This is a genomic window from Lysobacter brunescens (genome assembly GCF_042677005.1).
In the GTDB taxonomy this organism is placed as follows: domain Bacteria; phylum Pseudomonadota; class Gammaproteobacteria; order Xanthomonadales; family Xanthomonadaceae; genus Lysobacter_I; species Lysobacter_I brunescens.
Genome location: NZ_JBHTIF010000001.1, coordinates 337,137 through 349,104 on the forward strand (window position 1 = coordinate 337,137; position 11,968 = coordinate 349,104).

Genomic DNA, 11,968 nt, shown 5'->3' on the forward strand with positions numbered 1-11,968 from the left:
TCGCGCGTGTTGTCGCCTTCGAACGCTCCCTTCACTCAATACGCCGCGCCTGCTGACTCGTCAAGGAATGCGGCGGACGCCGCAAGGCGTCATCAATCGCAATGGGCATGCAGGATCGGCTGCGTGAATTGCGCCGCGCATTGCCGCATGCACAGGACACGATCAGCGACCCGCCTGCGCTTCCTTGGCTTCCTTGGCTTCCTTGGCTTCCTTGGCTTCCTTGGCTTCCTTGGCTTCCTTGGCTTCCTTGGCTTCCTTGGCTTCCTTGGCTTCCTTGGCTTCCGCAAGCATCGCGCGCTGTGCCTCGGTCGGCACGCGTTCGGCGCTTTCCGCATCGGTGGCGATGGACGACAGAATCTCCATCCATGCATTCAGGCCGCGCGTGCTTGTGTTGTCATCTAGCCGCGCCTGCAACTGCGCCGCCTGCTGCGTCTTCGCCTCGGATGCGGGCGCCTTGCCCAATGCGTCGAGCGCGGCCTTCGTCGCGCCGATCTCGCCGACCAGGCGCTTCAGCACCTCGGCCAGTTCGAGGTTGAACGCGAGGATCGCGCGCAGCTGCGCGTCGTCCAGCGACAGGCGCGGGTCGAGGCGGATGCGCAGCGGCGAGGTCATGCGCTCGCCATCCACGACCAGCTCGACGCGGTAATCGCCCGGCAGCGCCAGCGGGCCTTCCGGCAGCGCGGAGGTTTCGACGCCGGCGGTGGCGGCGATCGAGTATTCGTAGGACGTGGCCAGCGGACGCGGATGGCGCAGGTTCCACACCCAGCGATGCGTGCCGGCGGTCTTCGGCAGCGGGCCGGCCGGCTTGCGGTAGAGATCGGAGAAATACTGTTCCGCCGGCAGGTTCGCATCGGCATCGCGTTCGCTGTCGAAGCTGCGGATCATCTTGCCGCCGGCATCGAGGATGCGCAGTTCCACGCGCTTCACATCGCGCGGCAGTACGTACTCGATCATCGCGCCGGTCGGCGGGTTCCTGCCCAACGGAATCTCCGCCGCCAGCGGCGTGTCCTTGTTCATGTTCTTGCGCAGGCGCACCGCGTCGGCGACAGGAAAGAGACGCGGACGCGCATCGTTCGGCTGCTGCGCAAGCGCGCGCAGGCGCGAGACGTTGTCGAGGATCCACAGCCCGCGCCCCTGCGTCGCGATCGCGAGATCGTCGCCGATCACGCGCATGTCGCGCACCCAGGCGACCGGCAGGTCCGGCGAGAACGGCCGCCAGTGGTCGCCGTCGTCCAGCGAGACGTGCACGCCGCGATCGGTGCCCGCGAACAGCAGACCGGTGCGCGTGCGATCCGCGCGCAGCACCGTGGTGAATTCGCCCTCCGGCAATCCGGTGACGATGCGCTGCCAGCTGCGGCCGCCGTCGCGGGTGCGATACAGCAGCGGCGCGAACACGTTGCGGCGATGCTGGTCCACCGCGAGATACGCGCGCTGCGGATCTGTCGCGGACAGCTCGATGCGCGCCACCGTCGACCACGCCGGCAGGTCCGGCGGCGTCACGTTCTCCCAGCTGCGCCCGCCGTCACGGGTGCGCTGCACCAGGCCGCTGTCGGTGCCGACCCACACCTCGTCGGCGCTGTGCGGCGACGGCGCGATGCTGAAGATCACCCCGAAGCCGCAGGCCTTCGCCTCGGATTCCGCCACGTCGCCTGCGCAGGCCTCGGCGGTCTTCGTGCGGCCGGTGAGATCGCCGCTGATGACCTGCCAGGTCGCACCGCGATCCTCGCTGCGATACAGCTGCTGCGAAGCGAGATACAGGGCGCGCGGCGTGTTCGGCGTGCGCGCCACCTCGGCGATCGTCAGCGGCGTGATCCAGCTCCAGCGCTGGTCGATGCTGCGCGGATCGCGGCCGTAGGTGTTCACCTGCACCGGCGTGACGTTCTGCACGTCGCCGGTGCGGTCGTCGTAGCGGCTGACGCGCCCGCCGAGGCCGCTGCCGTACGACACATGCGAGTCGTCGGGATCGGGCACGATGCAGTCGCGCTCGTCGGCGCCGACCGGCTGCCAGTCGCGGAAGCTGATCGCGCCGTAGTCCGAACGACTGACGATGCGCACAGAACCGTTGTCCTGCTGCCCGCCGTAGAGCCGGTACGGAAACTGGTTGTCGACATGCAGGCAGTAGAACTGCCCGGTCGGCTGGTTGTACCAGTCGCTCCAGCTCGCGCCGCCGTTGAGCGTGACGATCGCGCCCTGGTCGGCCGAGGCGATCATGCGCTCGGGCTGCTGCGGATCGATCCACAGGTGGTGGTAGTCGTCGCCGCCGGGCGAGCCGCGCAGGAACGACAGTGTGCGCCCGCCGTCGCGCGAAACCTGCATCGACCGCCCCATCACGAACACCGTGTCCGGATCGGTCGGATGCGCGACGACCCGCGCGAAATAGCGCGAGGTCAGCGCGGGATTCTTCTGCATGACCTGCCAGGTCGCGCCGCCGTCGTCCGAGCGATACAGGCCGCCTTTCTCGCGATGGTCGATGATCGCGTACACCCGCGTGCCGCCCTTGTACGCAGTCGCCGCGATGCCGATGCGTCCGAGTTCGCCCGAGGGCCAGCCGGCACCGGAGATCCGCGTCCACGTTGCGCCACCGTCCTCCGAACGGAACAGCCCGCCGGCATTGCCGACCATCGGCTTGAAATAGCTCATCCACGGATAGTTGCGTGCCTGCCACGCCGCCGCGAACAGTCGCTGCGGTCGCGCAGGATCGGCCGCGAGATCGACCACGCCGGTCGCGTCGTCGATGGCCAGCGTGCGCGTCCACTGACGGCCGCCATCAGTGGTGCGGAACACGCCGCGCTCCGGCGACTCGGCGTACAGCGGCCCCAGCGCCGCGACTACCGCGATGTCCGCGTTGCGCGGATCGACATGGATCGCCCCGATGTGCCGCGTCTTCGCCAGCCCCGCATGCGTCCAGCTGCGCCCGCCATCGCGGCTCACGTACACGCCATCGCCCGCCGCCGTGTCGTAGCGCGGCTGCGGCTGCCCGGTGCCGACATAGATCACGTCGGGATTCGATGGCGCCACCGCCAGCGCACCGATCGACGCCGCCTGGCGATCGAACACCGAGGTCCAGTTGTGCCCGGCATCCGTGGTCTTCCACACCCCGCCCCCCGCCGCACCGAAGTAGTAGTGGTTCGGCCGCGACGGCACCCCCGCCCCCACCGTCGCCCACCCCGCCCGATACGGCCCCACGAACCGCCAGTGCAGCCCATCGAAGTCATCGGCATGCGCAGGGGCAGCGGCGCAAAGCGCGAGGAGCAGGCACCAGGGGATGAGCTTGGGCATGGGGAGACCTGGGTCGGGCTGAGATGGGCAGATCGTATACGATTTCGGATCCCGTAGCCCGGGTAAGCGCAAAGCGCGCACCCGGGACGACGAGGCGCATGTCTCTCCGAAGAGCCCCGGGTGCGCGCTTTGCGCTTACCCAGGCGACGGCATTGCTCCCGTGAGCAGACGCCCGGCGATAGCATTCGGCATCGAAGGCGGAGGTGCGCATGGAACGGGGACGAGCAGCGAAAGGACTCCACTGCTGTTTGTCCGTCGTGCGCGTGATCCTCGCGGGACTGTTCATCTTCGTTGCATTGACGATGGTCGTGGGCTGGCTTGCCAGCGACGGAGACGATCTTTCGCCCTGGGGCGGCGTAGCCATCATGGCCACACTCGCCGCCGCCATCTTCATCGCGATGTTCCTGTTCAACCCGCGCGGATCGCGCCCGTCGCTCTTCGGCTTGAACAAGGGCGAAAACCTCGAAGCACTCGAACGCGATGGCATCCTGGTCCGCGAATCCTTCTCCGCCACGCGCGCGTTCGCGGTGGCGGAATACGAAGACGAGGGACTGCACTATTTCATCGAACTGACCAACGGGGACGTGCTCTACCTCACGGGGCAATTGCTGTACGCATTCGAGCCGGACGAAGGCGATGAAGATGACCTGCGCCCACCGCAGCCACGCCGCTTCCCGTGCACGGAGTTCGAAGTGCTCCGGCATCGAACCGAAGGCTACCTCGCCGACCTCATCTGCCGAGGCGACGTACTGGAACCGGAAGTCGTCCTCCCGCACGAACAGTTTCCGGACTGGCCGCAGGGCGGCTGGCTGGACATGGATGTCATTCGCGGCATCCCGTATGACGACCTGAAGGCCTCGGCTTCGTCGCCCGGGTAGAGTCGAAGGCGAAAGCCGGGGATGGGCTTGCGCCTGAGTACGTCGTAGCGCGGTTTCTTCACTGCTCCCGGGTTTCGGCTGCGCCTCTACCCGGGATACGGGACTTCAGAGTTATCCGCGCATCCGCACGAGCTCGCTTAGTCTCAGGTAACGCGCATCGTGCAGAAGCTGTGGCGCGGCCTGCTGGACCTCATAGAGGCATTGACCCAGCTCAGGGGGTACCCACTGCTGATCTACAATTAGAGCATTCAGCAGTGACAGTGCCTCCACTGGAAATCGCCTGCATAGGCCAGAGCCGTAGAGTAGATGAACGACGTAATGCGGATGCTCAATTGGTTGCAGCCAATCCTGCACCGTCGCCAGGGCAGCCGGAAACTCGCCACGAGTGGCAATCACCACACGAGTCAAGGATTCAGCGATGCGCGAAGTAGCTCGGTCACGGGATTTTGGCCAGACCCCGTGCCAAAATGGCAGGCAACGATTTTTCCAGAAGTCTTCACGCTGATCTGCCGCACCTTCAATCGCCTGCGACAGTGCCTGTGCGGATTCCTCAAGACCTTCTTGCGGGAGAGCACCGATCGCGATTCGGAATTCTTCCACGGTATATCCATCGGTTGGCCCCAGTGCCGCATAGGTCAAAAAGGTTGCGAATTGCTTGCGATGTTTGCCTAGATCAGCATAGTGACTTGCGCTATCAAGGAACTGCGTCTTGAAGGCAGTCAGCAACGGCTGGTAAAGACGAGGCGACCAGAGGAAGCCCTCCCACACGGCTTTCGCTTCGACTGGATTGCTCCAGTCAAGCAATGGCAAAAGACGCTGCTCAGTCCACGAACGGTCCACGCGGAAAAAAGCGATCAGCCGTGAACCCAGCAAGACTCGTCCGTGGCGAAAGCGATCCACTTTCGCATCACACAAATCAGTAAAGATTGTTCTGAGGCTTGCAGGAAGCAAATCATTGTCATTCTGGTTCTGTTTGAACCACAGATTGAGCAGCGCCTGCGTGACATGCCCGATGGAATGATTGATTGCAGACCCAACAGGGTCATAGGTCTCGGTGCCATTGCGAGAGATTCGAGAGCCTATGTCTGCTTGCAGCGGCAGAGCCAACACGCGGCGACATAGATTCAAAAGTATTTCATCGTGACAAATGATGGACTTGGATGCGGCTTCCATCCACCAAGTCACTGCGGGACAATTCTCAAAAAGCACTGCATCTGGCATGGTCTGAACTAGCGGCGCAGCAAACCGCCAGGAGCGCGAGACCATGCTCTCTTCGGCCCAAGTCTGAAGCGCCTGCCGCCATCTACCCTGAGGCCACGCGCCAGCCTGCGCCAGATCACATAGCGCAAACAAACTATGAAAAAATCGCGTGCGACAAACATCACGCCATGTATCTTCGTAGAAAGGCCGCCCATCGGGCTGAGGTTTTACAAGCCACTGCACCAAGTCACGCCGCATACGGGGGGCAATGTCGACATCTCGGATGCTCTCGTAATCCGGGTCGCCGGTGCCGCTCATCCAGTGCGAGAACTCATCCCGTTCATTGTCTGCTAAATGCCATTCGGGATTGGCTTTGGATAATTCCGCCAAGCGTGCCGCAGCAGACACCCCCAAAATCAAGCCCGAAGAATCGAGCTTGGCCAGCCGCAGCCAGACTGAACGGGCCACCAAGCCTTGCCACAGATCTGCTTCCAAATCATCCCGATACATTTCTCGCGGTGGCCCTGCCAAGATGGCACTCTCAAGGCGTTCTTGTACAGTCTCTGCCAAAGTACGCCCTTGGAGGACTAATAACCTAAACACTTCGCGCCCTAGGTCCGTGGTCCACAGCCACCATGCGTCGTCGGCCAGTAGCCACTCCACCCACTGCTTAGGCGGGATGCAGTCATCGTAACTCGCAGCAAACAGAGCCAAACGTTTGAACGTGGGATATGGCAAGTCAAACCAAGCTTGGACGATGTAGGTAGCTCGCGGACTGTCCTTGGTGCGAACAGCAAGCCATGCATCGCGCAGCAATTCGATCAGGATCACCCAGTCGTGGAAATCACGGTTCTGCCAATGTGGCGTAATGGAAGGTAGATCCCAATGCGAACGATCGTTACGGTCGTCGGCCTCGCCTAGCTCGCGCAACAGGTCCAGAGCATCGCGCAGCAGTTGCTGAAGGTCTTCCAGCAGGTTCGGCAGTGTCGACTTCCATGAGTCATCGGCAAGATCGCGCAGGGTGGAATGCACGTGATCAGCGGCCAGCACGAGCTCCCAGTCCACCAACTGCTTGATTCGCACAGGCTCCTCAGTCGTATTCAGATCGCCATCACCCCATCGAAAAGGTTCTTTCAACGCAACTCTCGGGGCCAGTAACTCGCGCAACTCTAGGCGAAGCGTGACAGTCAAACCTTCACGCTTAAGACGACCTTGCCAGCGATACAGAGATGGATCGTGCCACCGCGATTTCACCCTGCCGCTGAGCAGTAGCCGCCACAAAGTGCGCATCATGGGACTTGGAATGGCATTAGGAGCGTGCAAGCGAATTTCATCCAAATCAGAAGCCTTACCATCACGCTCCAGCGCGGCAAAGCGATCCAATTCATGCTCGATCAGCCACGACAAGCGGTCGTGCAACTGCCCCCCGCGACCTGCTATCCAGATGACCAGCCTCGGATCATTTAAGTGGCGCAGAAGCCAGCGAGCAAGATGAAACATCACTTCATCCCACTGACTACTGCTGCCTCCTCTAGATATCAGTAGCATTGGCGGCGCGCGGTCATAGGGTGCAGGCCGGCTAATTACGCTGAAGCGAAGCTTGCTATCTATTTCATCATGAGGAGGAACACCGAAGCGTCGAAGATCACTGTACTGAAAACGTTCGTCCGAGAAGGCTTCCAGTAGCCAATCCAAGGATGGGACGGGATTGACCTCCGAAAACAGTTTTGCCGGCAATCCCGATTTATCCGACAAGGCCCACAGCATGCGGCCGACGAAATTGTCTTGCCGTGTGCTGTCTTGTGGGCGGGTCATGGCATGTTTAACAACGATTGATTCTTTTCCCTGCACTCCATCGCGATAGGTGTCTGCCCAGGCGTGCAAGGTCTGATGCAGCGCCGAATGGTCGTAGGTACCAGCCAATACCGTATAAAGGATGGGAGCGACACCTTTGGCCTCCCATTCGATAGTTTTCCGACGCTCCTGCCCAGGCTCGCAGTCACCAAATGCCCAAGCTTGCGGCGTAACTTCGCCCAACATCCGGTCAGCAGCCAGCGCATCCATCATATAGCGCAACACCGGGTCGTTAATGCTGTAGCCCACGAAGCAGACCACGTAGTTACGGAATAATTCGCTCACAAAGCGCGCCGCCCAGCGCTCTGTTAGGTAAGCCAAACCAAAATCACCGCTAGTAACTACCAGTCGGTTTAGGGCAGTGTCATCTGTCTTCTCTGGCAGCAAGCCATGCAGATAGACCAGCCCGTCCCAGCGACTGTTCTTTGGAATGGGCAGCATCGGGGCGGTGTAAGCTTGGAACGCTTGCCCCGTACGTTTTGCTGCCACGTGGAAAATACGATCGAAGTTGGTGGTCACCAAGCGCAGCGCGCCCTTGCGGCAGCGCGCCAAACGCAGCAAAGCCGCCTGAGTATCTGTGGCGGCCTTGCGCCGAAGTTTCGGTTTTAGTGCCTTTGCTAGTGCGCGCCGGACAGCCATGCGCTGACCAGGCAGGCGTCGCTCCAGCAGGTCGAGCGTGGCATCGAACTGATCGCGCTTGAATGCCTCATGCTCGATGTCCGAGTCTGAGAGTGCCGCGCCGTTAATTTTGTAAATCTGCTCCACTAAACCTTTGAAGCCCGGCAGGCCGGCAGGATAGGAAATCCCTGCGCCACAGAAAAACACCACACGGCCTTCTTCGTGAGCCTGCAATAGCGCATCCGGAATATCAGGACCATTGGGAATGAACTGCATTCCTATTAACTCCACTATTAAATTCATGCACAAGCGGAAAATTGATTCCAAGCAAAGGAGTCATCAGAGCATCAAGCACACATTGAGATCCTTTAACGAAATAATTATTCCATCTCTTAGTCAGAGTGAACGCACAGCGCTCCATCTTCATATTCGTAACCACCCACTGCTATTGGCGATAAGAGCATCGAGGACGGCACACAGGTGGGGTTCGCTGCAATCACCGTCACCCTACAACTGTCCGCTTCGAGTCAAAATCTGTAACGACAGATTCTCTTGCGCTCCAAGCTTCACTCCACCCTGCAAGATCTGACAGCACCCCCACACCCCAACACAAAAACACCCGACAACCGCCGGGTGTTCCCTGCAGCAAGATCAGATCGATCCAGTCCGGATCCAGTTCCGTCCATCGCAGTAGTAGACGTTGTAGCCGTCGTCGGCGATCGTGCCGGCGGTGCTTTCGTCGCAGACCATGCCGACGACGTCGTCGCTGACGATGTCGCGTGCGTGGGCGAGGGGCGCGAGGGCGAGTCCGATGGCGAAGATGGTGGCGACGAGGCCGGTGGTGAGGCGGTGCTTCATGCGTGGCGTCCTTGGCTGTGTGCATGCGGGTCGTGTGTAGGGCATGCGCGCGACCCGCATGCGCCGCGCCCCTGCCGCGCCGCGTTGCTTGGCGGCGGGTCGAGGGTACGACGGTCGGGGGTGGGTTGTCGTGCTGCGGTGCGTGGGGCGAGGCCATTCTCGCCACTGCTTGATGCTTAGAACGGAAACCCATCCCCACCCAACCCTCCCCTTGAAGGGGAGGGCTTCAAAGCGCCGCGCTTGTCTCCCTCCCCTTCAAGGGGAGGGACGGGGTGGGGATGGGTTGAATTAGTCGAACGCCCCCATCCCGGCCTTCCCCCGCGCGCGGGGGAAGGAGACAAGCGCGGCGGCTGCGTGCTTCGTCGCCCTCGCTTGCGCGAGGGCCATGCATGGTTGCGGCGGTGAGCTGGGTCCTCGCTTTCGCGAGGATGACGATGTTTTGTTGTTCCCTTCTCCCACCGGGAGAAGGTGGCCCGCAGGGCCGGATGAGGGTTCGGTACGCGCGCGAGTGTTCGACGCTCGCGGCTTCACCGACCCTCTCCCCCGACCCCTCTCCCGGCGGGAGAGGGGAGCAAAGAAAACGGCGCGCCCCGTGGGACGCGCCGTTGTCGTGTTGCGTTCGCGCGGGGTGCGCTTACTTCTTCGCTTCAGCCGGCTTGGCGGGTGCGGCGGCGGGTTGTGCGGGCTTGGGGTTCTTCACGAATTCCTCCAGCCAGGCGTCGGTTTCGGCGAGCATGTGCAGGATGGATTCGCGGGCGCGGTAGCCGTGGGATTCCTTGGGCAGCATGACCAGGCGTGCGGTGCCGCCGAGGCCCTTGACCGCGGCGAACATGCGTTCGCTCTGGATCGGGAAGGTGCCGGAGTTGTTGTCTTCCTCGCCGTGGATGATCAGCAGCGCATCCTTGACCTGGTTGGCGTAGTTGAACGGCGACATGGTCTGGTAGGTGTCGCGTGCATCCCAGAAGTTGCGCTCTTCGGCCTGGAAACCGAACGGGGTGAGCGTGCGGTTGTAGGCGCCGCTGCGGGCGATGCCGGCCTTGAACAGGCGGGTGTGGGCGAGCAGGTTGCCGGTCATGAACGCGCCGTAGGAATGGCCACCGACGGCCATGCGGTTGCGGTCGCCGATGCCGCGACGTTCGAGTTCGTCGACGGCGGCTTCTGCGCTGGCGATCAGCTGCGGCAGGTAGGTGTCGTTCGGTTCCTTGTCGCCTTCACCGACGATCGGCATCGACGGGTCGTCGAGCACGGCGAAGCCGCGCGCGAGGAAGGGATGCGGGCCCCAGTAGCTGATCGCGTTGAAGCGATACGGCGAGCCGGTGACCTGCGAGGCAGCTTCGGCGGATTTGAACTCGCCGGGATAGGCCCACATCAGCACCGGCAGCGGCTTGTCGCGGCCCGGCTGGAAGCCCGGCGGCAGGAACAGGTTGGCGGTGAGTTCGACGCCGTCCTTGCGCTTGTAGCGGATCTGCTCCTTCTTTACGTCCTTGAGCTGCGGCGTGGGATGCGGAAACGCGGTGAGCGCGACCGGTGCGGCCTTGGCGGCGAGATCGAGACGATAGAGGTTGCTCGGTTCGGTCGGCGATTCGCGGGTGATCAGCACCTTGTCGGCGTTGGCGTCGAGCACGGCGACCACGTCGCTGTAGTACGGCGCTTCCGAGCGGTACAGGCGCTGCTTGCTGTTGTCGTCGAGGTTCCAGCGATCGAGGAAGGGGCGGTCGCCTTCGGACGAAGCGCCGTCGCCGATCAGGTAGATGCTCTTGCCGTCGGGCGCGAACTTCAGGCGCGCAAAGCCGTTCTCGTCGCGCTCGCTCACCGGGTTGCCGGGGTCGTTGTAGCGGTCTTCGCTGGAACCGTCGAACACCAGCTTCGGCGCGGTCTGCGGCGCGTCGGGCGCGATCTTCCAGCTCTTGACCTTGCGCGTCTTCCACCAGTATTCGCCGAGCAGGGCGACATCGCCGCGCCCCCAGTCGATGCCGGCGTAGCGCGTGCCGAGCTTGGCCAGCAGCACCGGCGCCTTGTCGAACGGCGCGGCCTGCAGATAGACGTGGTCGCGGATCTCGACCTGTTTCGCCGGGTCGCCGCCGTCCTGCGCCTCGGCCCAGACCAGCGTGGCCGGGGCATCGCTGCGCCACGACACGCTGCGCACGCCGGTGGTGGTGGCGTCGTTGCCGCTGGGCAGGCCTTCGAACAGCGGCAGCTTCGCGACTTCATGCAGCACCTTGCCGTCGAGGTCGGTGACTTCGATGCGGCGCGGGAAGAAATTCATCGGCACGACGTACGAATACGGGCGTTCGATACGCTGCGAGAGCAGGTGCTTGCCGTCGGGCGACGGGCTCAGGCCGACGTACAGGCCGGGCTTGCCGACGTTGCGGACCTTGCCGTCCAGCGACACCAGGGCCGGCTGCACGTGCAGGTAGTGTTCGAAGATGCGTTCGTCGCTCGCGCTGCGCAGCATGTCCTGGTAGGTGCGCAGCTGGCGCACCGCGCCGCCGCCGCGCGCTTCCTGGGCGTTCGGCCCGGTCGGGATGATGTCGGCGGCGGGCGCACCGCCCTGCCCCGTGCGCAGGTGGACGAGCAGGCGCTTGCTGTCGGGCATCCAGCGGATGCCGGCAGTGACGGTGTTGAGCGGCTGGTCCAGCAGCTTGCGCGCCTTGCGCGCGCCCACGTCGACCAGCCACAGCTCGTTGCCACCGGTGTTGGGGTCCTGCTGGTTCAGCGCGATGTGCTTCTGGTCGGGCGACCAGGACATGCCGGCGATCGACAGCGGCTTGGGCAGGCCGTCGATGCGCTGTTCCTTGCCGGTGGCCACGTCCATCAGCCACAGGTCGGTGCCGAAGGTGAAGCGGCTGGGCGAATAGCTGCGCGGGTTGAGGCGCAGGCCGGCCAGCTTGAGTTCGGGCTGCGCGACCAGGGCGATCGACGGCAGCGTGGGGATCTGCTGCAGCGCAAGCAGGTCGCCGCGCGGGCTGAGCGAGGGCTGCGGCGCGCGCGGGGCATCGACGATGGCCTTCAGTTCGGCGACGGGCTCGCGGTAGCCATTGGCGGGCGCAGCGGGCGCGGCCTGCCGGGTGGCGGCCGGAGCGGCCTGCTGGGCCAGGGCCGGCGGCAGAGCCAGCACGGCGCCGAGCAGCAGCGGCAGGAGCAGCGGACGCAGCACACGCGACCGGGACGGGACGGAACGAAGGGACATGCGCAGGGACTCCTTGCGACGGGTTCGACGGCGGACGGTCGTCGGATCGACCAGCCCGCCATCGTTCGGGGCGCCGTCGCGGGGCGTCAAC

5 protein-coding genes are annotated in these 11,968 nt (G+C 63.5%); 1 reads left to right on the plus strand and 4 read right to left on the minus strand.

The annotated features are described in order from the left end of the window. Positions 1-162: 162 nt before the first annotated feature. Positions 163-3,279 (minus strand): WD40/YVTN/BNR-like repeat-containing protein, encoded by a 3,117-nt coding sequence (locus ACFQ0E_RS01490; protein ID WP_386821934.1) that lies wholly within the window; start codon positions 3,277-3,279, stop codon positions 163-165. Positions 3,280-3,482: 203 nt separating this feature from the next. Here ACFQ0E_RS01490 and ACFQ0E_RS01495 point away from each other — a divergent pair, with 203 nt between their 5' ends. Further along, positions 3,483-4,157, plus strand: a complete 675-nt coding sequence (locus ACFQ0E_RS01495; RefSeq protein ID WP_386821935.1) for a hypothetical protein — start codon at positions 3,483-3,485, stop codon at positions 4,155-4,157. A 111-nt stretch (positions 4,158-4,268) separates the two neighbouring features. Here the strand turns inward: ACFQ0E_RS01495 and dsr1 are convergent, their stop codons facing one another. From dsr1 to ACFQ0E_RS01510, 3 genes are all read right to left on the minus strand, one after another. Beyond that, positions 4,269-8,156 (minus strand): anti-phage defense-associated sirtuin Dsr1, encoded by a 3,888-nt coding sequence (dsr1, locus tag ACFQ0E_RS01500; RefSeq protein ID WP_386821936.1) that lies wholly within the window; start codon positions 8,154-8,156, stop codon positions 4,269-4,271. A gap of 324 nt (positions 8,157-8,480) precedes the next feature. Continuing rightward, on the minus strand, positions 8,481-8,687 hold the full coding sequence (locus ACFQ0E_RS01505) for a hypothetical protein (RefSeq protein ID WP_386821937.1): 207 nt from the start codon (positions 8,685-8,687) through the stop codon (positions 8,481-8,483). Between the two features lie 634 nt (positions 8,688-9,321). Then, positions 9,322-11,877, minus strand: coding sequence for an alpha/beta hydrolase family protein (locus ACFQ0E_RS01510; protein ID WP_386821938.1), 2,556 nt, complete (start codon positions 11,875-11,877; stop codon positions 9,322-9,324). Positions 11,878-11,968: the final 91 nt, after the last annotated feature.